This is a genomic window from Kitasatospora sp. NPDC059146 (genome assembly GCF_042786665.1).
Classification (GTDB): Bacteria; Actinomycetota; Actinomycetes; order Streptomycetales; family Streptomycetaceae; genus Kitasatospora.
Genome location: NZ_JBHZCY010000055.1, coordinates 5,061 through 26,579, shown reverse-complemented (window position 1 = coordinate 26,579; position 21,519 = coordinate 5,061). Strand labels below are relative to the sequence as shown.

Sequence of the window (21,519 nt, the reverse complement as noted above, 5' to 3'; positions counted from 1 at the left end):
CCCGCAGCCCGAGCCCAGTCCGGACAGGAGCCCGTACCCCGTGGCGATCCAGCCGATCCGTCTCTTCGGAGACCCCGTCCTGCGGGCCAGCGCCCAGCCGGTGACCACCTTCGACAAGGAACTGCGCAGGCTGGTCGCCGACCTCACCGACACCATGCTCGACGCCCCCGGCGCCGGCCTCGCCGCGCCCCAACTCGGCGTCTCGCTGCGGGTGTTCACCTACCACGTGGACGGCGTCACCGGGCACCTGATCAACCCGGACCTGTCGCTCAGCGAGGACGAGCAGGAGGGCCCGGAGGGCTGCCTCTCGCTGCCCGGACTGCGCTACGACACCAAGCGCGCGTACGGCGTGGTGGCCAAGGGCTTCAACATGTACGGGGACCCGGTCACGCTGGAGGGCACCCAGCTGCTCGCCCGGTGCATCCAGCACGAGACCGACCACCTGGACGGCATCATCTTCATCGACCGGCTCGACCGGGAGCAGCGCAAGGCCGCGTTGAAGGCCATCCGGGAGGCCGACTGGGGCACCGGGCCGGCGCCCGTCGTCAAGGTCTCGCCGCACAGCACCTTCGGCTCCGCTCGCTGAGTTCGTTCCTCGATTCCCGTATGCAGAAAGGCACTTGATGCGTCTCGTCTTCGCCGGCACCCCTGAGGTCGCCGTTCCCGCCCTCGACGCGCTGATCGCCTCCGACCGGCACGAGGTCGTCGCGGTGGTCACCCGCCCCGACGCCCCCGCCGGGCGCGGGCGCAAGCTGGTCGCCAGCCCCGTCGCCCAGCGCGCCGAGGAGGCCGGGATCGAGGTCCTCAAGCCGGCGAAGCCCAGCGACCCGGACTTCGTCGCCCGGCTCACCGAACTCGCCCCCGACTGCTGCCCGGTGGTCGCCTACGGCGCGCTGCTGCGCCCCGGCACCCTGGAGATCCCGAAGCACGGCTGGGTCAACCTGCACTTCTCGCTGCTGCCCGCCTGGCGCGGCGCGGCCCCCGTCCAGCACTCGGTGCTGGCCGGAGACGAGGTGACCGGCGCCTCCACCTTCCTGATCGAGCAGGGCCTGGACTCCGGCCCGGTCTACGGGGTGATCACCGAGGAGGTCCGCCCGAGCGACACCAGCGGCGACCTGCTCACCCGGCTCTCGTTCTCCGGCGCCCGGCTGCTCGCGGCCACCATGGACGGCATCGAGGACGGCTCGCTGCACGCCGTGCCGCAGCCCGCCGAGGGCGTCACCCTCGCGCCGAAGATCGCCGTCGAGGACGCCCGGATCGACTGGACCCACCCCGCGCTGCGGATCGACCGGGTGGTGCGCGGCTGCGCGCCCGCGCCGGGTGCGTGGACGGAGTTCCGGGGAGAGCGGCTCAAGGTCACCGGGCCGGTCAAGCTGCTGCCGGAGTCGGCCGAGCTGGCAGCGGGCGAGGTCGCGATGGTCGGCAAGAACAGCGTGCGGGTCGGCACCGGCTCCCACGACCTGGAGCTGGGGGAGGTGCGTCCGCAGGGGAAGAAGGAGATGCGGGCCGCCGACTGGGCGCGCGGGGCGCGGCTGGAGGCCGGGGAGCGGTTCGGAGGCTGAGCCTCCGGTTTGGCGTTACTGTTCGTTTGATCCGTACGATCCGCATGTTTCGTACGAAAAATAGCCACCGCAGCACTTTGAGGTATCTGTGAGCACGCCCCCGAACACCCCCGCAGGCGCCAAGCGCGCCCCCCGTCCGCACCGGCGGCCCAAGAAGGACCCGGCCCGGATCGTCGCGTTCCGCGCGCTGCGCGCCGTCGACGAGCGTGACGCGTACGCCAACCTGATCCTGCCCTCCCTGCTCCGCGAGGCCGAGCAGAAGGGCATGGACCGGCGCGACGCCGCCCTCGCCACCGAACTCGTCTACGGCACCCTGCGGCTCCAGGGCACCTACGACGCGGTCATCGCCGCCTGCATCGACCGGCCGCTGAGCAAGGTCGACCCGCCGGTGCTGGACGTGCTCTCGCTCGGCGCCCACCAGCTGCTCACCACCCGCATCCCCAGCCACGCGGCCGTCTCGGCGACCGTCGAGCTGGCCCGGGTGGTGCTCGGCGACGGCAAGGCCAAGTTCGTCAACGCCGTGCTGCGCCGGATCAGCGCCCACGACCTGGACGCCTGGATCGAGCGGGTCGCCCCGCCGTACGACAAGGACGCCGAGGACCACCTGGCGGTCGTGCACTCGCACCCGCGCTGGGTGGTCTCCGCCCTCTGGGACTCGCTCGGCCGCTGGCAGCCGGACGCCTCCGGGCGCACCGCGATCGAGGAACTGCTGCGGGCCGACAACGCCCGGCCCGAGGTCACCCTGGTCGCCCGGCCCGGCCGGACCACCGTGGGCGAGCTGGCCGAGGTGCTGCCCGAGGCCGAGCCCGGGCGCTGGTCCCCGTTCGCGCTGCGGCTCGCCGAGGGCGGCGACCCCGGTGCGCTGACCGCCGTCCAGGAGAACCGGGCCGGCGTCCAGGACGAGGGCAGCCAGCTGGTCGCCCTGGCGCTCGCGAGCGCGCCGCTGGACGGCCCGGACCGGCTCTGGCTGGACGGCTGCGCCGGCCCGGGCGGCAAGGCCGCCCTGCTCGCCGCCCTGGCCGCGGAGCGCGGCGCGGGACTGGTCGCCAGCGAGAAGCAGCCGCACCGGGCCCGGCTGGTGGCGCGGGCGCTGGAGGGCAACCCCGGCCCGTACACGGTGATCGCGGCCGACGGGACGCGCCCGGCCTGGCGCTCCGGCGGCTTCGACCGGGTGCTGGTCGACGTCCCCTGCTCCGGCCTGGGCGCGCTGCGGCGCCGCCCGGAGGCGCGCTGGCGGCGCCGGCCGGCCGATGTCGCGGCCTTCGGCCCGCTCCAGCGGGACCTGCTGCGCTCGGCGATCGAGGCCACCCGGATCGGCGGCGTGGTCGGCTACGCGACCTGCTCGCCGCACCTCGCGGAGACCCGGGCGGTGGTCGACGACGTGCTGCGCGAGCAGGGCGGCCGGGTCGAGTGGATCGACGCCCGGCCGCTGCTGCCCGGCGTTCCCGCGCTCGGCGACGGGCCGGACGTGCAGCTGTGGCCGCACCTGCACGGGACGGACGCGATGTACCTGGCGCTGCTGCGGCGGACGGCCTGAGCCACTGGTCGCCCGGGCGGCCTTGGGGGCTTGGGCTGCCGGGGTCGCCTTGGTTGCCGGGGTTGCACCTCCTGTAGGGGGAGGCGGCAGGGTGGCGGGCATGAACGGCGATGCGCTCCCCACCCTCCTCACCATCGGTGAACTGGCCCGGCGGACCGGGCTGACGGTGAAGACCGTCCGGTTCTACTCGGACCAGGGGATCGTGTCGCCGGCCGACCGCAACCCGGCCGGCCACCGGCGGTACGGCGCGGACGCCGTCGCCCGCCTGGACCTGGTGCGCACCCTGCGCGAGCTCGGGCTCGGTCTGCCGGAAGTCCGGCAGGTGCTCGGCCGCGAGCGCGCGCTGTCCGAGGTCGCGGCGGCGCACGCCGCGGCGCTGGACGTCCGGATCCGGGTGCTGCGGCTGCGGCAGGCGGTGCTGCGGACGGTGGCCGCGCGCGGGGCGACCACGGAGGAGTTGACGCTCGTGCACCGGCTGGCCCGATTGACGGAGGACGAACGGGGGCGCCTGGTCGGGGAGTTCCTGGCCGCGGTGTTCGGAGCGGCCGCGGTGCCCGGCGGGGCTGCGGTGTCCGGCGGGTCTGCGGTGCCCGGCGCGGAGGGGTGCTGGGGTGGGGTGGCCGAGTCGCTGACGCCCCGGCTGCCGGAGCGGCCGTCGGACGAACAGGTCGAGGCCTGGGTGGAGTTGGCGCTGCTGGCCGGGGACGACGGGTTCCGGGAGCTGTGGCGCGGACTGGCGGAGGACGAGGCGGCGGAGGGTGCGACCGGTGCGCCGCCCCGGCCCGGACTGGCCGTGCTGGTGCGGAGGGCGGTCGGCCCGGCGGTGGCGGCGGGGGTGGAGCCGGGATCGGCGGAGGCGGCGCGGGTGGTCGCGGTCCTGCTGGAGCGGTACGCGGAGTTGGTGGGCAGGGCCGGGGCGGGGGAGCAGCTGCGGGCCCGGCTGCCGGAGCGGCTGGTGGAGTGCCTGGTGGACCGGCTGGTGGGGCGACTGCGGGCGATGGCGGACCCCCGGCGGGAGCGGTACCTGGAGTTGCTGGCGGTCGTCAACGGGTGGGTGGCGCCGGAGAGTTCGGGTGAGGTGCTGGACTGGGCGGTGCGGGCCGTGCAGGCGGCGCGGGCAGCGCAGGCGGTACGGGCCGTACGGGTGGGCGGGGTTACGGCTGGAGGGGTGGCGGGGCCGGGCAGTTGGTGAGGAAGGCGTGGGCCTGGGCGCGGAGGTGGTCGACCGGGGGGTCCTCGCAGATCACCTCCAGGCCGAGCGCGGCGAACTCGCGCAGGTGGTGGGAGGACTGGTAGGCGAGGTACGGGCGGTGGCCGTCGTCGGGGTCCAGTCCGACGGCGAGGGTCGCGAAGAGGGTGCGCTCCCGCTCGGTGTGGGCGAAGTCCGTCCGGGAGAGCGTCCATTCGAACTCGTACGGCTCGGGCTCGGCGGGCAGGTCGAGGAGGGTCTGGGCGAGGCGGCGGACCTCGTCCGGGTCGGCGAAGGGGAGTGACTCCGAACCGAACGGCGCGGACGCGAACAGCTCCCACGCCGGTCCGTTGCGACGGACGGTCAGTTCCCACGCGCCGTCCTGGTCGTGCCAGTGGCAGCTGAGGATCGAGTCCATGGTGGTCAACCTCCCTGTGGAGCCGGGCCGTTACGTTACGTTCTCCTCATCGTGGCACACCGGTCCGACGGGGGCGCCTGGCGTGGGCCGCTCGCGGGCGGTCCGCCAGGCCTGCTGGAGGGCGTCGTAGCCGAGCACGGTGATCGCGTGCTCGGCGAGCAGGCGGCGGGCCTCGGGGGAGACCAGGAACTCGTAGTCACTGCGGCGCACGGGCCGGCCGTCGTCGGGGCCGGTGGCGAGGCCCGGGTGGACGGCCCACTCGGTCAGGCCCGGCGGGAGGGCCGCGAGCAGGCGGGCGTAGTGGGCGGGCTTGTCCTCCAGCGGTACGGCGAAGCTGTCGAGGAAGCCGTGGTCGACCACCGGCAGCCCGCGCTGGCGCAGCCGGTCCAGGGCGGGCGGCAGCCAGACCCGCACCGCCAGGTCGTACTCGGCGCCCAGGGCGAGGGCGAGGTCGAGGACGTCCTCGCGGCCGCCGTCGGCCAGGCAGTGGAAGTCCAGGTGGGTCGGGCTGAGGCCGCTCGCCCCGACGGCGTCGATCTGGGCGCGGAACTCGCGCTCCACGTCGTCGATCCGGGCGTTCGCGGTGAGCGCGGCCCGGCCGGCCGGGGTGGGGGCGTGGAACCCGCCGTCCGGCGCGAGGAGGGAGGGCACCCGGTCGCGGGCGGTGAGCGGGCCCCAGCGCAGGTGCGGTGCCTCGCAGACCAGGGTGAGGTGGACGCCGAAGGGGATCTCCGGGTGGCGGCGCAGGAGGCGGAGCGCGTGCGGGGCGGCGTGACAGGGGGTCATCAGGCTGGCGGAGGCGGCGATGCCCTGGCGGACCGCCTCGATCACGGCGAGGTTGACGGACTCGTCCAGGCCGAGGTCGTCGCAGTTGAGCAGCAGGAGGCGGGCCTCGGGAGGATGGCCGAGGAGGTGGTTGGCGCGCGGACCGTCCGGGGCGGGGACTGCGGTGGGCATGGGGGCAGTCTTCACCGGGAGGGGCGGCCGGCGCGCGGGGATTTCCGCTCGGTCGGGCTCAGTCTGTCGTGGGGGTGGGGTGCCACGGGCGGTCGGGGCGGGTCTGGACGGGGGCGGAGGTGAGGCGCAGGGCGTACACGTCGTGGTCCGGCGCCGGGGAGGGGACCGGGCCGAGGTACTCATGGCCGGTCAGGTGGCACCAGGCGGGCAGGTCGAGCGGGGCGGCCGGATCGGTCGTCAGGATGTGGACCACGGCCCCGGCCGGGAGGTGGGCGATCTGCTTGCGCAGGCGGAGCAGGAGTTGGACGCAGAGCAGGCCGGTGCCGTCGACGGTGAGCTCGGGGGCCGTACCGTCGGCGGCGGGGCGGACAGCGTCGTCGGGGGTGGTCATCGGGGGATCTCCTGGGTGATGCGCCGGAGGCGGCGGGGCAGGTCGCCCTCCTCGAAGACGTGGACCTCGGCGAGGGCGGGCTCCCGGCGCGGCGCCGCGCCGGGCGGCGGGCCGGGAGTGCGGGTCATGGTGGTGCCCTTCGCGGAGGTGAGGCGTGGTGCGGGTAGGGCTGGTGGTGGCCGTGGTGCCGGTGTTTCGGGTCCAGCCTAGGGCTTCGGGATGTGGCGGTGTTCGGGGGCGGTGCCGCCGAGGCGGGTGAGCAGGGCGGAGAGCCGGGTGAGGTCCTCGCCGCTCCACTGGTCGGCGGCGAAGTGCTCGGTGGCGACCTGGCGGGCGGTGTACAGCATCTCGGCGAGCCGCTCGCGACCGGTCGGGGTGAGGGCGGCGTACGCGACCCGGGCGTCGCGGGCGGCGGCCTCGCGGGTCACCAGGCCGATCCGCTCCAGCGGGGCGAGGCCGCGGGTGACGCCGGAGGCGGTGAGGCCGAGGGCCTCGGCGAGGTCGACCCGGCGCATCCGGCCGCCGGGGGCCTGGGCGAGGTGCAGCAGCAGGGTGAAGTCGGACAGGCTCACGCCGTGCAGGCCGCTGAGGCTCGCGTCGAAGCGCTTGACCACGGCGGTCTGGGCGCGGACCAGGCGTAGTGCGGTGTCGAGCGGGTCGGGGCGGGGGGTGGTGTCGGGGCTCGGGACGGGGTTGGTGCTGGGGCTGGGACGGGTGCTGGGGCCGGGGCTGGGGCTCGTGGGGTTTGTCATTGCCACCTCCTTGACTGCTCAAGTATATGCACGGGCGGAGCCGTCAAGGAGGTGGCAGAGGGAGGGGGTCGGTCAGCCGGTGGTGTTGGCGGCTCGGCGTTGGCGCTTGCCCAGTGGCGCCTGGGAGAGGTCCTCGGCCTGGGAGCGGAGGTTCTTGTAGCCGTAGCCGCGGTCCGTCAGCCAGGACTGCGCGACCTGTTCGGCCCGCTCGGTGGCCTCCAGGATGTCCTCCTCGGCCTCGCCCTCGTCCAGGAAGCGGAAGGTGAAGGCGGTGCGTGCGGCGAGGTCGTAGCTGAGGTGGCCCTCGCGGGTGAAGGCGGCGTGCAGCACGTCGTGCTCGGGGGCGGCGGCGAGGAGCTCGGCGCGCTGCTCGTCGCTGAGCCCGTCGAAGACGCCGCGCACCATGATGCGGAAGGTTCGGGTGGTCATGCCCCGACGATAGGCAGTGGAGGTGGCGGACCGCCAATGCGATTCGCGGTCGAGGGGAAGGGGCGGGAGGGGCGGGGACGGGTCGGGTCACCGGTGGTCGGCCGGGGTGGGGAGGCCTGCCGTGAAGGACTCGACGGCGTCGGCGAGGGCGGCGGGCGCTTCCAGCGGGAGCAGGTGGCCGGCGTCCGGGACGACCGTGAGGCGGGCGGGCGGGAGGTGGGGGAGCAGATGGGTGCGGAGCAGGTCCGCCGGCTCGACCCGGTCGTGTCGGCCCGTCAGGACCAAGGTGGGTATCCGGATCCGGGCACTGGCGGCGCTGATGTCGGTGGCGAGGCCGTGCAGCGGCCACTCCTCGCGGGCCGGGACGTCGGCGGCCAGGCTGTCCTGGACGGCGGCGGCGCGGAGCTCCGGAGGCAGCGGGGCGGCGGTCAGGACGTGGTCGAGGGCATGGCCCGCGGACTGCGGCGAGTCGTAGGCGCGGGCGAGCGCCTGCCGGTGGTCGAGGGTGGCGGTGGGGGCCGGCCGCGGTGGGGCGGGGGCGACCAGGACGAGCCCGGCCAGGCCCTCCGGCCGCCGCGCGGCGGCGAGTTGGCACACCTTGCCGCCCATGGAGTGGCCGACCAGGACGAAGTGGTCCAGGTCGAGCCGGCGGGTGACGGCGAGGAGGTCCTCGGCGAGCTGTTCCAGGTGGTACGGGCCGGGCAGCGCGCGGGACCGGCCCCAGCCGCGCTGGTCGTAGCGCACGGTGCTGCGCTCGGGCGGCAGGTGGCCGACGAACGCGTCCCAGGTGCGGGCCGAGCCGCCCCAGTAGTGGGCGAGGACCAGGGTGGGGCCGCCCCGCCCCTGGCGCTGGGCCTGGAGGGTGCCGCCGTCGACGGGGACGTGGATAGGGACGGGGGTGTGGGGAAGGGCAGAGGCAGGGGCGGGGTGGATGGTGGATTCCGGCAGCATGGTGGTCTCCTCGGGAGGGGTACTCCTCGGAGGCTACGGTCAGGAGTGGGCCTGAGGCCCGGTCGAAAGGTGCACGGTGATGGTGGAAAGCGGACACGTGCCCGGGATCCGGCAGGTGCGGTACAGCCCGGAGGCCGGGTCGGCGGGGTTCGGGGTGGAGGTGCTGAGCTTCGAGCGACTGCGCCGGATGGACCGGGCCCGGCGCCGGGAGCGGCCGCAGCGGCCGGACTTCCATGTGCTGGCGCTGGTGCGGTCGGGCCGTGGCCGGCAGGTGGCGGACTTCGTCGACCACCCGCTGGGGGAGCGGAGCGTGGTCTGGATCCGCCCGGGTGTGGTGCACCGGTGGGCGGAGGTCGACGGGGTGGACGGGCCGCTGGTGCTGTTCGAGCCGGAGGTCCTGGCGGGAGCGGTCGGGGTAGCCGAGGCAGCTGGGGTGGCCGGGGCTGCCGGGGTGGCCAGGGCTGCCGGGGTTGCCGCGTTCGGGGCGTCCTGCTGGCAGGTGGACCAGGAGGACTGGGGGTTGGTGCTGGCCGGGGTCGAGCACCTGGCGCGGGAGCACGCGGCTGCGGTGGCCCGGGAGGAGCCCTTCTCCAGGGCGTTGCTCGGGCACCTGCTGGCGGCGCTGCTGCTCCGGGCGGGCCCGCCCGAGGCGCTGCGGCCGTCAGCGGCGGCCGGCGACCGGGAGGTCTTCCGGCGGTACCGTGCGGCGGTCGAGGAGGGCTTCGCCCGGCGGCACCACGTCGCCGACTACGCCCGCGAACTCGGCTGCACCGTGCGGACCTTGACCCGGGCGAGCCGTGCGGCCAGTGGGCTCGGGGCGAAGCGCTTCCTGGACGAGCGCATCCTGCTGGAGGCCGAGCGGCTGTTGGCGTACACGGACCTGCCGCTGGCCCGGTGCGCGGAGCGGGTCGGCTTCGACGACGCCGCCAACTTCGCCGCCTTCTTCCGACGGCTCGCCGGGGAGTCGCCCGGCCGCTGGCGCGAGGCTGCGGCCGGGCGTTGAACCGGTGGGGGAAGCGTTGATGAAGGTCGCGTTGACGAAGGTCAGCGGGCGAAGGGGCCGAAGACAGTGGCGGCCAGGCGCAGGGCCTGGGGCGGCGTGCCACCGCTGGAGCCGACGGAGTAGACCAGGCGCTTGCGCAGGTCCGCGGTGGCGAACACGCCTCCGGAGTAGCCGAGATCGTGCCCGGTCTTTCCCCAGACCACGGTGCCGTCCGACAGTGGGAGGGACAGCAGCCCGGCGCTGTAGCAGGCCTTGCCCTTGTCCGGCCCCAACTGGCAGTCCCCGGTGCCGCGGTAGGGCAGCAGATGCCCGGAGGCGTCGTGCGGCAGGGCGAACAGGTCGTGCCGTTGCTGCGGGGGCAGGAGCTCGCCGTCGAACAGGGCGCGCAGGAAGCGGTCCAGGTCGGCCGGGGTGGAGACCATCGATTCGGAGTTGCCGCCCTGCTCGGAGACGTCCGTCGGGACGCGGGCGTTGCTGTCGAGGTATCCGGCCAGGTGCGGTTCGGGCATCTGCGGCGCGCCCCCGGTCAGTTCGGTGTGCCGCAGGTGGAGGGGTTCGAGGATGCGGGTGGTCACCTCCTGCTGGAGCGGGTGGCCCGTCACGTGTTCGATGAGCAGGCCGGCCAGGCGGTAGTTGAAGTTGTTGTACTCCTGCTCGGCGCCCGGCGTGGTCGGTACGGGCCAGGGCCGGTCGGTGGGCCGCAGGGTGCGCTGGACGACCTCGTCGAAGGTCTCGACCCCGAAGCGCTGGGCGATCAGGCCGTCGTTGTCGCCGTCCTTGACTCCGGCCGGGCCCTCCACGGCCTGCGGCAGCCCGCTGGTGTGGTCGAGGAGTTGGCGGACGGTGACCGCCGGGTAGACCGGGCTGCCGTTCGCCCCGTCGGGCAGCACCCCGGGCAGGTACTGCTGGACGGTGCCGTCCAGGTCGATCCGCTGCTCGGCGGCGAGCTGGAGCACCACGGCGGCGACGAAGGTCTTGTTGATGCTGCCGATCCGGAAGGCGGCGTTCGGGGCGACCGGCTGCCCGCTCACTCGGTCGTCGGCCGTGCCGCGCCAGGTCCGGCCGTCGACCGTCACCCGGGCGAGCGCACCCGCGGTGGGATCCCCTGGTCGGGTGGCTATGGCGGCGTTGAGGGCGGCTCGGTCGGGGCCGCCCCGGGGCGCGGTGTCGTCGGCCAGGGCGGCCGTTGGCGTGGCGGCGAGGAGCAGGCCGCCGAGGGCGAGGGCGGTGCGCTGGGCGATGGGCATGGGTGCTCCGGGGCTGGTGGGGCGGGCGGGTTCTGCGGTGGCAGCCTTGGAGGGGGACGCGGGGTGACGGTCGGTCAGTTCCTTTCGCCTCGGGGGCGTGCGGGCGGGTCCGGTACGCGCTGGTGCAGACGGCCGCCCAGGACAGCGGCCACCGGCGCGGCAGCTGCTTCGGGCCGGGTCAGGGGCCGGACGGGGTGGGCAGTTCGACGGAGTGGACCGTGAAGCCGCCGCTGGTGACGGGGGCGAAGGGGGCCAGCGCCATGCAGGTGCCCACGACGGGCTGGTAGGGCTTGCCGTCCTTGTCCACGTCCACGTTGCCCACGCCCCAGGAGAAGCCGAGGCGGTCCCGCCCGTGGCCGGGGGCGTCGTAGATGCTCAGGCCTATTCGCTGCCCGACCGGCATGGCGTCGGACTTGGTGATCACGGCCGTCAGGGTGGCGACGGGGCCGCCGGTGGCGAGGCAGTCGACCGCGGCGTCGGCCTGGCGGACTTCGCCGGTCCCGACCACGCGGTGGGAGAAGTGGACGGTGCCCCGGGCGTCGGTGGGCAGACCGTGCGGGATGCCGGGGAGTGGGCGGCTGCCGGGGGCGGCCACGGCGTCGACCGTGAAGCGGATCTCGTCGTCCGGGCGGGGGGCGTAGTGGATCCGGCCGGATCCACTGACCCGGGCGGTGAGGGTGGCGGTGGGGTCGGTGGAAGGGGCGGTGGAGGGGGTCGCACCCGCCGGTGCCGGTGCGGTGAGCGCCACGAGGGCGAGCGCCGCGAGGGCGGCCCGGGCGGAGACCTTGCGGAAGGTACGGGCGAAGCGGAACACGGTGGAGACCCCCTTCTCCGGCGGCCCCGGTGGCCGCCGTCTCGGTGACTCCAAGACTGGCCGCCGGGACCCTCTCCCCACATGTGCCGATCGGCATAACCGATCCACCGGGTTCGGCGTCCGGCCCTGCCGATCGGCCGGGCCAGGCCAGGCCGGGCCGGACGCCGGACGCCGGACGGCCTGGGAGCCCGCCCCCGGCTACGCCCGGGCCGGCAGCCGGGTGCAGACCGCACCCGTCGCCAGCGGCGCGGCCTCGGCGCCCAGCACCGTGAGGGCGAAGTCCGTGATCAGCGCATTGATGTCGGCGCTCTGCCGGACCAGGTAGTGGCTCCCGCCGGGCACCTCGTACCGCGCGAGGTCGGGCGCGACCTCCCGGGCGCGCAGCGCGTACTCCAGGGACTGGGCGGCGTTGGCCGCGCTGTGGTCGGCGGTGCCGTGCACGATCAGTACCCGCCGCCCGGCGAGCTGGTCGACCCGGTCGCCGGTGGGCAGCCAGGGGGCGAGCCCGGCCACCCCGACGACGTTCGGGTGCCCCGCGCACCAGAACGCGGCCCGCCCGCCGAGCGAGTTGCCGATGAGCAGCACCGGCACGCCCGGGTAGCGGCGGTCGAGTTCGTCGAGCGCCCAGCGGGTGTCGACCGCGGTGTCGGCGTCGGCGCCGTTCCAGCCGCTGTAGCGGTAGTGCAGCAGGTGCACCGCCAACCCGTGCGGACGGCCGCGGTCGGTGAGTTCGGTGGCGAGCCCCTGGAGGCCGAGTTCGGCGATCCGCAGTGGTCCGCGCTTGCTCCGGAGGAACCCGCCGGGCAGCAGCAGGGCGACGCCGGAGACCGGTCCGTCGCCCTCCCACGGGGTGAGCTGTGCGGTGTGCGGGCGCTGCGCTCGGAACACGCCGGTCCTTCCTGGTGGACGGTCGGGGGTGACGGTCGGGGGTGACGGTCTGGGGTGGTGGTGTCCGGATGGGGACAGCCGGATTCTACGGTTCCGGCGGCGGGTCGCGGTGCGTGAGGAGCGCCCGCGGGGTCCAGCCGCTCACCCGGGTACGGGCGGGAGTTGGTCTACTCGCCGGGCCGCTCGCGGTCCGCCCCCGACCCGTTCCGCCCGGCCGCCCGGGACCGGTTCCCGAGCAGCTCCTGCACGCTCGGGAGCCGCCGCCGCTGCTGTGCGGGCGGGGCGATCGGCTGCTGCCGGGGCTCCGGGGCCGGGCCGAGCCCGACCTTGGCCGCCGCGTCGGCCAGGAAGTCCGAGGCCTGCCGTCGGGCGTTGTCCACGCTGTGCCGCAGCTGCTCGGCGTCGCCGCGGAGCTTGTCGGCCTGGCGGCTCAGCAGGTCGTCGCGCTGTTCGGTCCCGCCGCGCTGCTGGAGGCCGGCCGCGGCCCGGGCGGCGGATTCGCGTTCGAGCTGCTCGCCGCGGGCCCGGGCGTCGGCGATGATCTGCTGCGCCGCGGACTCGGTGAGGGTCCGGATCTCGGCCATGTCCTGCTCGGCCTGGCGGCGGAGGAAGGCGGCCTCGGCCTCGAACTGCTCGCGGAGCCGGGCGACTTCCGTGCGGGCGCGGTCGAGCAGGGCGTCCGCCTCCTGGCGCCGGGCCAGGACGTACGGGTCCGGTTCGGCGGTGCGGGCGTCCAGGAGGGTGGGCCGGTGCCCTGCGGTCCGCGGCGGTTCGGCGATCCGGCGCAGGCGTTCGGCGACGCCGCCGGCGTCGGCCGGTCGGTGGGCCGGGTCCTTGGCGAGCAGGTCCAGCACCAGGGCGTCGAGTTCGGCCGGCAGTCCGGGCCGCAGGGCACCGGGGGCGGTCGGCGGGACCTCGCCGTGCATCCGGATCAGCTCGTACAGGGTGCCGCTGAACGGCGGGCGGCCGGTGAGGACTTCGTGCAGCAGGCAGCCGAAGGCGTAGAGGTCGGAGCGGGCGTCGAGGGCGCGGTTCTCGAAGCGCTCGGGGGCCATGTAGGCGGGGGTGCCGACGATCACGTTGGTGCTGGTGACGCCGTCGTCGGCGGTGCCGGTGCGGGCGATGCCGAAGTCGACCACCTTGACCGCACCGGCGGACTGGACCATCACGTTGGCCGGTTTGACGTCCCGGTGGACGACCCCGGCCCGGTGCGCGGTGGCCAGTGCCCCGGCGATCTGGGCGGCCCAGTCGAGGGCCAGGGGCAGCGGTGGCGGCCCGGCGGCCAGGTGGCGGCTGAGCGGGGCGCCGTCGAGCAGCTCCATGACCAGGAAGAACACCGGGCGGTCGGCGGTGCGGTGCTGCCCGAAGTCGTGCACGGTGACGATGGACGGGTGGTTGAGCGCGCCGGCGGTGGCCACCTCCCGGGCGAACCGGGCGGCGTCCTTTCCGGAGCCGGCACCACCGGTGGCACCGGGGAGCAGCACCTTGACGGCGACGAGGCGTCGGATGCGCGCGTCGCGGGCCTTCCAGACCGCGCCGAAGGCGCCCTCGCCGATCTGCTCGACCAGTTCGTACCGCCCGTCGAGTACCTCGCCCGGCTGCATCCCCCGCCCCTTCCGCGCTCCGGCGCCCGTGCCCCGCTCCGGCGGCCGTGCCCCGGTCCGTTTCAACCTACCCCGGGGGCACGGGCGTTCGTCACCCGGCGCGGGCGGGCGTCAGCTCGTCCAGGACGGCGCCGAGCAGGCCGGGGAGGCGGGCGTCGAGCGCGTCGCGGCGGAGCGTGACCAGGCGGGCCTTGCCGCTGGTGCGGACGGTGACCAGGCCGGCCTCGCGCAGGATCCGCCAGTGGTTGGAGAGGGTCGACTTGGGGACGGTGAGCCCCTCGGGGCTGCAGGTGGTCTCGCCCTCCTCGGCGAGGCGGCGGACGAGTTCGAGCCGGACCGGGTCGCCGAGGGCGTGCAGGACGGTGGCGAGGTCGAAGTCCTCGGGGTGGGGCTGGGGCAGGGTCCGCATCTGGGTCCTCGGGTTCCTCGGGTTCCTCGGTGGCTCCGGCCGGCCCTGGCGGTGGGGCGGCGCGCTGTCTAGTATCTCAGTTCGACAGTTCGGGAAAGCCGAACTGATCTTGGTGGTCGAGTGGATCCTCCGGAGGTTGTGACGATGAAGGTGCTGGAGACTCTGGCCCGGGTCTACGTGGACGACCTGGAGGCCGCCCTGCCCACGCTGCGCGAACTCACCGGCGAGCGCGAGGGGTTGCGCTTCCCGTACGCCGGGGTGGAGGTCGCGCGGATCGGCGGTCTGCTGGTCGTCGCGGGCCCGGAGGAGGCGGTGGCGCGCTTCCGCAGGGTGCAGAGCACGCTGCTGGTCGACGACCTGGACGGCCTCGGGCCGCTGCTGGCCACCCTGGGGGGCGAACTGCTGGACGGCCCCAACGAGGTGCCGACCGGCCGCAACGCGACCGTCCGGCACCCGGGCGGGGCGGTGTTCGAGTACGTCGAGTTCGTGAAGGACCGGCCGGTCTTCGCGGACTGACGCGACGTCGGGGCCGGGGAAATTGCCGGTGCGGACGGGCGTTTCCGGGGGTAGGGTCCGCCGGTGACTGGTGATCGTGGGGGAATCGTGGAGGCCGGCAGCACCGGGCCGGAGCCGGAGCCGGAGCCGGAGGCGGAACCCGGGCCGGAGGCAGGGTCTGAGGCGGAGGCAGAACCCGGCGTCGGCCCCGGCCCCGGCCCCGGCCCCGGAGCCGACGGCCGGGCGCCGCGGGTGGGCGTGCAGGTCGCCCTCGCGGTCGTCCTGGTGGGGGCGCTGTTCGCCGGCCTCTGGTACCTGACCGGGGACGGCCGGGGCTTCGGGCCGAGCAACACGCCGGCGAAGTGCAGTCCGGCGAAGCCGACGGACTCGGCCAGGTACCCGGCGCTGTGCGCCGCGCTCAACCGCCCCGACCTGCCGGTGCTGATGGGCGTGCCGAAGGAGCGGGTGCTGGTGGCGCAGGCCGGGATGACGCTGAGCGGCGGGTCGGCCCTGGACAAGGACGCCTACGGTGCGGCGGAGGTGCAGTTCGGCGAGCTCTACGTCCAGCTCGCCGACAGCGCGTACGTCGACGTGGACGACTACGCCCGGCTGTACCCGCCGGCGGACCCGCGCGCACCCGTCCTCGGGCACAAGGCGATGTTCTACCGCACCCCCACGATGACGTTCTCCTTCGCCCTCGGCGGCGGCAAGTCCACCGCGGGCACCGGCGCCCCCGCCCACGCGCTCGCCGTCGCGAAGAACCCGGACGGGACGGGCGGCAGCTTCGAGGTGAGTGCCTGGCGCAAGGACTCGCTGCCGATCGACGACGCCGCCCTCTACCGCCTCGCCGAGGCGGTGCTGCCGGGCCTCCCGGGCTGGGCGGCGGGCTGACCGGTCGTAAGCGCCGCAGGTGTGGGCGGCTGGTGGGGCGGTGGGGCGCGATTCGTCACGATCGCGCCGGTCCGGGCCTCCCATGTGCAGGGAAGGACGTGGTTTTCCCTGCTCTTTGTTCAGGATCTTGCCCCGTTCTGCGACGATCCGATGATCGACGTCCCACTGCGGGGGCGGCGCTTCGCAGGGGAGAGACGGGCATGGCCGAGCGGCCCGAGGACAGCGTCGTCCGGGCAAGGACGAGGTGGGCAGCCAGGTTCGCCGAGCACCGGGAGACCGGGGCGGTACTGACCGGCGGTGTGCTGGGGGCCATGTTCGCGAGCATGGGCCTGGCCGTGCTGTTCGGCCCCGCGAACGGGTTCGGCGGCGACAGCCTGGGCTACCTGGGCGCCGTCAGCATCCTCGGCCTGCTGCCCTGCGGCGCCGGCTTCGTCTGGGCGCTGATCCACCCCAGGCGCGGGCTGCCCGCGGCGGCGGTCGGCGCCGTGCTGGGGCTGGCGATCTTCCTCGGCTTCGCCGGGGACGGCCTCAACGACGCCTGGCGGGCCCCGGCGGACCGCCCGTCCACGGTCCGCGCGGTCGGCAGCTGGACCAGCGGCAGCCTGGTGGTGCGGGTCCGCCCCGATCAGGTGGTCGCCTACCGCAGCAGCGGGGGAGCGGTCGCCTGGCAGTGGACGCCGCCCGGCTCCGACTCCGTGTGCACGATGAGCCGGGGGATCGGCGCGGGCGGCATCGGCCTGGTCGGGCACTCCCCGCACGGCAAGCCCTGCGCGGCGGTCACCTCGCTGGACCTCGCGGACGGCAAGCAGGGCTGGACCGCCACCGTGAACGCACCCGCCCGGGACGGCGACACCGCGGACTCCGACCTCGTCGCGGTGGCGGGCGCCCAGGCCGTGCTGCAGGGCACCGACGGCTGGCGCGCCGTCCGGCTGACCGACGGCCGGGAGCTGTGGCGCAGCGCGCCCGACGCCGGGTGCACCCCGGTCGAGGTCGCGGGCGCGGACCAGGACGTGGTGACGGCCGCGGAGTGCGGTGACGGGACGGCTGTCGTGCACACCCTGGCGTCCGGGGACGGGCAGGGGCGGACGCGGGCTGCCATGCCGGCCGAGGGCGGGCTCAAGAACTTCATGGTGGTCTCCGTCGACCCGCTCGTGGTCTGGGTCGACGCCCAGGCCGAGCGCGGCACCCACGCGGTGTTCAGCTTCGACCGGACTGGTCGCCAGCGGGCGTCGATCGCGGTCTCCGGCGGCGAGTACGACCTCGATGTGATGCTGGGCGGCGTCCACGCCTTCGACGAGTTCACCGCCCGGCCGCTGCTCGGCGCGGTGGTGGTCGGGGACCTGTTCATCGTGCCGGGGGAGCGGCAGGGCGACGTCAGCATCAGCGGCGGTCCGCACCCGAGCCGCACCGCCACCGGGCGGCTGGTCGCGTACTCCCTCGCGGACGGCACCAAGCAGTGGACGGCGGCCCTGGACGACCAGGTGACGGGCGTGCTGGTCGACGGGACGTCGGTGTGGGCGATGACCCGCGACCGGCTGGCCCGGATCGACGCGGCGACCGGCCGGCAGAGCCGCGAACTGGACGTCAACGACACCTCCTCGCTCTACCCGGTGGACCTCTCGGCGGCCGGCCGGGAGGAGTTCACGGTCGTCGCCGAGGACGGCACCAGGGACGAGCCGCCGGTCCGCGGCATGGGCTGAGAGGGCCGGACGCGACCCGAGGGCGCGGCTACTGTGCCGGTCATGTCTGATGATCTGCGGAACATCCGCCCGGGTGCTGAATCCTCCGTACCGTGGGGCGTCGAGCGGGCCACCGGCTCCCCGCCCGACCGCTCCGAGCGTCGTATCGCGACCGGCCACACCGAACCGCTGCTGGCGGTGGCGACGGCGGTGGTCGACGGCCGTCCCCTGGCGGTCACCGGCAGTTGCGACCGGACCGCGCGGGTCTGGGACCTGGCCACCGGCCGGCAGATCTGCCCACCCCTCGCCGCCCACACCGGCGAGGTGTGCGCGGTGGCGACGGCGGTGGTCGACGGCCGCCCTGTGGCGGTCACCGGCAGTTGCGACCGGACCGCGCGGGTCTGGGACCTGACCACGTGCGAGCAGGTCGGCGAACCGCTCACCGGCCACGCGGCCGCGGTGGCGGCCGTGGCGACGGCGGTGGTCGACGGCCGCCCCGTCGCAGTCACCAGCGGCGGGGACGAGACGGTGCGGGTGTGGGACCTGACCGCGTGCGAGCAGGTCGGCGAGCCGCTCACCGGCCACGACGGCTGGGTGCTGTCGGTGGTCACGACGACGATCGGAGGCCGCCCCCGCATCGTCAGCGGAGGCGAGGACTGGACGCTCCAGGTGTGGGATCCGGCGACGGTCAGGCGGGTCGGCGCGCCGGTGGTCGGCCATGCCGACAAGGTGCGGGCGATGGCGACCGCGGTGCTGGACAGCCGCCCCCATGTGATCTCCGGCAGCCAGGACGGGATGCTGCGCGTGTGGGACCTGGCCCCGAGCGGCCAGGTGGGTGAGCCGTAGCGGCCCGGCCCGTTGGTGAACGGGCCGGGCCGGGATGGTAGTTGGGTGTACGGCAGCGCGGCAGGATCTGGGGCGGGGGGCCGTGTCGGGCGGGAGAGGTCCGCGGGGGCGGGGACTCTGCGGGCCCCCTTGTTCCGCAGGGCGGAGCGCGGGGCCGGGCGGCGGTGCGGTCCGTCGGGGGGCGGGCATGTGCGGTGTCTCGGTGCGGGCCGGCCTCCGGGCTCTCCGCAGGACAGGCTTGGGTGCGGGATCTACGGTGGAACCGGGTAGCCGCTCTTTGCCGAATGAGTGTCCACGTCGGTTCTTGTCGGCGAGTCTTCCGGCACCGGCTTCGTCCGACCTGGCGAAGCGCAGCCTCGTTCTCCCAGGAGGGGTTATGGCTACTGGGACAGTCAAGTGGTTCAACGCCGAGAAGGGCTTCGGATTCATCGAGCAGGACGGCGGTGGTCCGGACGTGTTCGTGCACTACTCGAACATCGACAGCCAGGGCTTCCGTGAACTGGTGGAAGGCCAGAGGGTCGAGTTCGACATCACCCAGGGCCAGAAGGGACCGCAGGCCGAACGCGTCCGCCTCGCAGGGTGACGGGTCGGCCCGGGCCCGCCCTGGGGCCGGAGCCAGGCGAGCCCGGGCCCGCCCGGGCCGACACGCGGGAGGACATGATGAGCGTTCGGCACACCCTGAACATCATGGACTGGCACGAGGACGGCTCCTCGACCTGGCTGCGCTGGGCCGTCAGCGCGGATCAGATGAGGATGGTCCGGGACCTCCTCGACCGGGCGCCGGACGCCGAGGGCGTCGTGACCCCGGAACAGGCGGACCAGGCACGCGCGGCCGCCGATCGGTGGCTGACCTGCGCGAACCAGGACTGGTCACCCCCGGGGTGAGGTCACACCGGAGTCGGTGCGGGGCAGCGGACACCGCCCTCTCGCGCCGTCTTCTCGCGCTCACGGCCGTTTCGTGGTGCCGAACCTCGGGCCGGGAAGGTTCAGCACGCCGACCCGTCGCGGTGTGGCGACCACCAGAGCGGGCTTGACGCCGAACGCCATCACCCGTGCGGCGACGGCCCGTTCGCCGAGCCCGGGCAGTTCGGCGACGACCTGGCGTTGGTTCAGGTCCCAGACCCGGATGGCGTCGTCGAGGACGTGAACCACGACGACCCGCCGGAGGAAGTCGTACACCAGGGCCAGTTCCCCGGACTGTTCGCCCCCGGCCGTGGCGATCGGCAGGCGGCCGAGTTCCGTGCCGGTGGCCGTCTCGTGGACGGCGACGGCGTCCGGGCCGGACACGCAGGCCAGCGTGCCCGAGGTGCTGAGGGCGAGGCCGGTCACCACCGGGCTGCCACCGAAGGCGTGCAGGACCCGGCCGTTCGACCCGTCCCAGGCGACGGCACCGGCCGGGGCCCGGCCCGTGCCGTCGCCCCAGCCGATCACGATGCCCTCGGCGGCGGACAGCAGCTGCCGGGGGTGCGCGCCGCCCGCGAAGCGCAGGCGACGGTTCGGTCCCGTCAGGGCGAAGGGTGGTACGCCCGGCCCGGCCAGGGCGATCGCCCGTATGCCCTGGTGGGGGAAGGCGGCGCCGGTGGTGTACGGCTGCGACCCGTCCGGTGCGTCCAGTGCGTCCAGTGGTCGGCCGAGGACGGGTGCCTGCCCCCGCAGATCGGCCTCGACGAGGACCTGCCGGGGCCCCTGGGAGGACGGGTCCGGCATCCGCTGCAGGACGGTCAGGGCCGCGGTGTCCGGCCCGTCCGCCAGCACCACCCCTTCGTCCGGGCCGAACAGCCCGGGCACCGGCAGGGCCGGCGACAGCCTCATCAAGCCGTGGACCTCCACCGACGACCAGAGCCGCCCCAGGGCCTGCCCGCGCAGGCACACCGCCAGTGCGGGCGAGCCCTGGGCGCGGACCGGCTGCAACCACGCCTGCTCGACGACCTGTTCGGGCGTGCAGGTGAACAGCGGCCGCAGGGCCGCCAACGAGGTCGGGCCCTGGACCGGCGGGTGGTTCGGCGGAGGCGGAAGCGGAGGCGAAGACGGAATCGGGTTCGGGTTCGGGCTCGGGACGTGGTCGACCCTCGTCGGTACGACCACGGTCGGGGTGTAGCCCGGCAGCGGGCTCCGGAGGCTGCGGCGCAGCGAGTCGGCCGTCGCGAGCGCGTCCGGGCGCAGCGACGGGTCCTTGCTCAGCAGCGTCCCCAGCAGATCGGCCAGTGGCCCGGCGTTCCTGAACGGCGCGGGCTGCTGGGTGAGGATCGAGACGTACAGCGCCGTCAGCGTCGTCGCGTCGAACGGGCGGCGGCCCTCGACGATCGTGTACAGCGTCGCGCCCAGCGACCACATGTCGCTGGCGGGCGCGGCCTCGACGCCCTCCAGTTGCTCGGGCGACATGTAGTGCGGGGTGCCGATCGCAACGCCGGTGCGGGTGAGTTGGGTGGTGGCGTCCAGGAGCCGGGCGATCCCGAAGTCGGCGATGACGGCGCGGTCGCCGGCGAGCAGGACGTTCTCCGGCTTCAAGTCGCGGTGCACGACGCCGGCGGCGTGCGCGTGGGCGAGTGCGTCGGCCATGGCGGCGCCGAGTTCCGCGACCCGGCGCCAGTCCATGGCCCCGCGTTCGCGGACCTCCTCACCGAGGGAAGAGCCGCGGACCAGCTCCATGACGATCCACGGGATGCCGCCGTCGGTGATGACGTCGTGGACGGTGATCACCCCGTCGTGCCGCAACCGGGCCGCGACGCGCGCCTCGCGCATCGCCCGCTCCACCAACTCGCGTCGCTCCTCAGGGGGGAGGTCGTCCGGGAGCATCAGCTCCTTGAGCGCGACGACCCGGTCGAGGTTGGCATCGTGGCCACCCCACACCCGGCCCATCCCGCCGCGCCCGATCAACCGGTCGAGCCGGTACCGGCCGCTGACCACGTATCCCACCCCGATAGACATGCGGGTCACTGTAGGCAATGCCTGATCGACGGGCGAGCCGCACCGGGGGAGCCGGCCCGCGCCCCTGCCCGGCCCGTTGGTGAACGGGCTGGGCAGGGGCAGCAGTTAGGCGGTGAAGCGGGGGTCGCGGGCCTCGATGGCTTGGACGAAGGCGGTCCACTCGCTGTGGTTGAAGGCGAGGTGGGGGCGGTCGGGGTTCTTGTCGTCGCCGAGCCAGACGTCGCCGTTGTCGAACCGGGCGATGATCACGCAGTTGCCATTGGAGTCCCCGGAGAACGGGGACTTGACCCATTCGGCGTCGGCAGGGTCGTGCGCGTAGGGGTCGTGCATGAGACCTCCCCTTTGGGCAGCGGCCCGGCCCGTGGGTGAACGGGCCGGGCTGGAGGAGCAGTTAGGCGGTGAAGCGGGGGTCGCGGGCTTCGATGGCCTGGATGAAGGCGGTCCACTCGCTGTGGTTGAAGGCGAGGTGGGGGCGGTCGGGGTTCTTGTCGTCGCCGAGCCAGACGTCGCCGTTGTCGAACCGGGCGAT

26 protein-coding genes are annotated in these 21,519 nt (G+C 74.7%); 11 read left to right on the top strand and 15 right to left on the bottom strand.

Annotation, left to right across the window (positions count from 1 at the left end; all coding sequences use genetic code 11):
- Positions 1-40: 40 nt before the first annotated feature.
- The 4 genes from def to ACFXPX_RS23175 all read left to right on the top strand — a co-directional run bounded on the left by def (position 41) and on the right by ACFXPX_RS23175 (position 4,291).
- Positions 41-586, top strand: a complete 546-nt coding sequence (gene def, locus ACFXPX_RS23190; RefSeq protein WP_375889921.1) for a peptide deformylase — start codon at positions 41-43, stop codon at positions 584-586.
- A 37-nt stretch (positions 587-623) separates the two neighbouring features.
- Positions 624-1,562, top strand: coding sequence for a methionyl-tRNA formyltransferase (gene fmt / locus ACFXPX_RS23185; RefSeq protein WP_380524830.1), 939 nt, complete (start codon positions 624-626; stop codon positions 1,560-1,562).
- An 88-nt stretch (positions 1,563-1,650) separates the two neighbouring features.
- Positions 1,651-3,099 carry an RsmB/NOP family class I SAM-dependent RNA methyltransferase gene (locus tag ACFXPX_RS23180; protein ID WP_380593314.1) on the top strand — a complete coding sequence of 483 codons (1,449 nt, stop codon included), beginning with the start codon at positions 1,651-1,653 and terminating at the stop codon, positions 3,097-3,099.
- Between the two features lie 100 nt (positions 3,100-3,199).
- On the top strand, positions 3,200-4,291 hold the full coding sequence (locus ACFXPX_RS23175; RefSeq protein WP_380643019.1) for a MerR family transcriptional regulator: 1,092 nt from the start codon (positions 3,200-3,202) through the stop codon (positions 4,289-4,291).
- On the opposite strand, the gene ACFXPX_RS23170 is transcribed toward ACFXPX_RS23175, so the two are convergent.
- From ACFXPX_RS23170 to ACFXPX_RS23140, 7 genes are all read right to left on the bottom strand, one after another.
- On the bottom strand, positions 4,254-4,706 hold the full coding sequence (locus tag ACFXPX_RS23170) for a hypothetical protein (RefSeq protein ID WP_375889914.1): 453 nt from the start codon (positions 4,704-4,706) through the stop codon (positions 4,254-4,256). The genes ACFXPX_RS23175 and ACFXPX_RS23170 overlap by 38 nt on opposite strands.
- 30 nt (positions 4,707-4,736) lie before the next feature.
- Positions 4,737-5,663 carry a polysaccharide deacetylase family protein gene (locus tag ACFXPX_RS23165; RefSeq protein ID WP_380643017.1) on the bottom strand — a complete coding sequence of 309 codons (927 nt, stop codon included), beginning with the start codon at positions 5,661-5,663 and terminating at the stop codon, positions 4,737-4,739.
- A 58-nt stretch (positions 5,664-5,721) separates the two neighbouring features.
- On the bottom strand, positions 5,722-6,054 hold the full coding sequence (locus ACFXPX_RS23160) for a sulfurtransferase TusA family protein (RefSeq protein ID WP_380524835.1): 333 nt from the start codon (positions 6,052-6,054) through the stop codon (positions 5,722-5,724).
- Positions 6,051-6,182 (bottom strand): hypothetical protein, encoded by a 132-nt coding sequence (locus tag ACFXPX_RS23155; protein ID WP_380524836.1) that lies wholly within the window; start codon positions 6,180-6,182, stop codon positions 6,051-6,053. The genes ACFXPX_RS23160 and ACFXPX_RS23155 overlap by 4 nt, the downstream gene beginning before the upstream one ends.
- A 78-nt stretch (positions 6,183-6,260) precedes the next feature.
- The gene (locus ACFXPX_RS23150) at positions 6,261-6,806 is read right to left on the bottom strand and encodes a MarR family transcriptional regulator (RefSeq protein ID WP_380643015.1); all 546 of its coding nucleotides are present in this window, start codon (positions 6,804-6,806) and stop codon (positions 6,261-6,263) included.
- A gap of 72 nt (positions 6,807-6,878) precedes the next feature.
- The gene (locus ACFXPX_RS23145; RefSeq protein WP_375889906.1) at positions 6,879-7,235 is read right to left on the bottom strand and encodes a DUF6204 family protein; all 357 of its coding nucleotides are present in this window, start codon (positions 7,233-7,235) and stop codon (positions 6,879-6,881) included.
- An 87-nt stretch (positions 7,236-7,322) separates the two neighbouring features.
- Positions 7,323-8,186, bottom strand: a complete 864-nt coding sequence (locus ACFXPX_RS23140; protein ID WP_380643013.1) for an alpha/beta fold hydrolase — start codon at positions 8,184-8,186, stop codon at positions 7,323-7,325.
- Between the two features lie 79 nt (positions 8,187-8,265).
- Between ACFXPX_RS23140 and ACFXPX_RS23135 the strand changes: the two genes are divergently transcribed.
- Positions 8,266-9,189: a helix-turn-helix domain-containing protein gene (locus ACFXPX_RS23135; protein ID WP_380643011.1), complete on the top strand. Its 924-nt coding sequence runs from the start codon at positions 8,266-8,268 to the stop codon at positions 9,187-9,189.
- A 41-nt stretch (positions 9,190-9,230) separates the two neighbouring features.
- Here the strand turns inward: ACFXPX_RS23135 and ACFXPX_RS23130 are convergent, their stop codons facing one another.
- The 5 genes from ACFXPX_RS23130 to ACFXPX_RS23110 form a co-directional block, all read right to left on the bottom strand.
- A complete protein-coding gene (locus ACFXPX_RS23130) occupies positions 9,231-10,436 on the bottom strand; it encodes a serine hydrolase domain-containing protein (protein ID WP_380643009.1) in 1,206 nt (401 codons plus the stop codon).
- A 178-nt stretch (positions 10,437-10,614) separates the two neighbouring features.
- Positions 10,615-11,250, bottom strand: coding sequence for a hypothetical protein (locus ACFXPX_RS23125; RefSeq protein ID WP_380643007.1), 636 nt, complete (start codon positions 11,248-11,250; stop codon positions 10,615-10,617).
- A 198-nt stretch (positions 11,251-11,448) separates the two neighbouring features.
- Positions 11,449-12,138 (bottom strand): alpha/beta hydrolase, encoded by a 690-nt coding sequence (locus ACFXPX_RS23120; RefSeq protein ID WP_380524842.1) that lies wholly within the window; start codon positions 12,136-12,138, stop codon positions 11,449-11,451.
- Between the two features lie 167 nt (positions 12,139-12,305).
- On the bottom strand, positions 12,306-13,742 hold the full coding sequence (locus ACFXPX_RS23115; protein ID WP_380643005.1) for a protein kinase: 1,437 nt from the start codon (positions 13,740-13,742) through the stop codon (positions 12,306-12,308).
- Positions 13,743-13,833: 91 nt separating this feature from the next.
- The gene (locus ACFXPX_RS23110; protein WP_375889894.1) at positions 13,834-14,151 is read right to left on the bottom strand and encodes an ArsR/SmtB family transcription factor; all 318 of its coding nucleotides are present in this window, start codon (positions 14,149-14,151) and stop codon (positions 13,834-13,836) included.
- A gap of 144 nt (positions 14,152-14,295) precedes the next feature.
- Between ACFXPX_RS23110 and ACFXPX_RS23105 the strand changes: the two genes are divergently transcribed.
- The 6 genes from ACFXPX_RS23105 to ACFXPX_RS23080 all read left to right on the top strand — a co-directional run bounded on the left by ACFXPX_RS23105 (position 14,296) and on the right by ACFXPX_RS23080 (position 18,947).
- Positions 14,296-14,667, top strand: a complete 372-nt coding sequence (locus tag ACFXPX_RS23105) for a hypothetical protein (RefSeq protein ID WP_380593305.1) — start codon at positions 14,296-14,298, stop codon at positions 14,665-14,667.
- Between the two features lie 63 nt (positions 14,668-14,730).
- Entirely contained in the window at positions 14,731-15,537 is an 807-nt protein-coding gene (locus ACFXPX_RS23100; RefSeq protein WP_380643003.1) for a DUF6215 domain-containing protein, read from the top strand.
- 200 nt (positions 15,538-15,737) lie between these two features.
- Positions 15,738-17,237 (top strand): PQQ-binding-like beta-propeller repeat protein, encoded by a 1,500-nt coding sequence (locus ACFXPX_RS23095; protein ID WP_380643001.1) that lies wholly within the window; start codon positions 15,738-15,740, stop codon positions 17,235-17,237.
- A 42-nt stretch (positions 17,238-17,279) separates the two neighbouring features.
- Positions 17,280-18,062 (top strand): hypothetical protein, encoded by a 783-nt coding sequence (locus tag ACFXPX_RS23090; RefSeq protein ID WP_380642999.1) that lies wholly within the window; start codon positions 17,280-17,282, stop codon positions 18,060-18,062.
- 376 nt (positions 18,063-18,438) lie between these two features.
- Positions 18,439-18,645 (top strand): cold-shock protein, encoded by a 207-nt coding sequence (locus tag ACFXPX_RS23085; protein WP_375889879.1) that lies wholly within the window; start codon positions 18,439-18,441, stop codon positions 18,643-18,645.
- Between the two features lie 77 nt (positions 18,646-18,722).
- On the top strand, positions 18,723-18,947 hold the full coding sequence (locus ACFXPX_RS23080) for a hypothetical protein (RefSeq protein ID WP_375889877.1): 225 nt from the start codon (positions 18,723-18,725) through the stop codon (positions 18,945-18,947).
- 60 nt (positions 18,948-19,007) lie between these two features.
- Here the strand turns inward: ACFXPX_RS23080 and ACFXPX_RS23075 are convergent, their stop codons facing one another.
- The 3 genes from ACFXPX_RS23075 to ACFXPX_RS23065 form a co-directional block, all read right to left on the bottom strand.
- On the bottom strand, positions 19,008-20,990 hold the full coding sequence (locus ACFXPX_RS23075; protein WP_380642997.1) for a serine/threonine-protein kinase: 1,983 nt from the start codon (positions 20,988-20,990) through the stop codon (positions 19,008-19,010).
- A gap of 105 nt (positions 20,991-21,095) precedes the next feature.
- Entirely contained in the window at positions 21,096-21,320 is a 225-nt protein-coding gene (locus tag ACFXPX_RS23070) for a DUF397 domain-containing protein (RefSeq protein ID WP_380642995.1), read from the bottom strand.
- Between the two features lie 61 nt (positions 21,321-21,381).
- Positions 21,382-21,519: a DUF397 domain-containing protein gene (locus ACFXPX_RS23065; RefSeq protein WP_380643027.1), complete on the bottom strand. Its 138-nt coding sequence runs from the start codon at positions 21,517-21,519 to the stop codon at positions 21,382-21,384.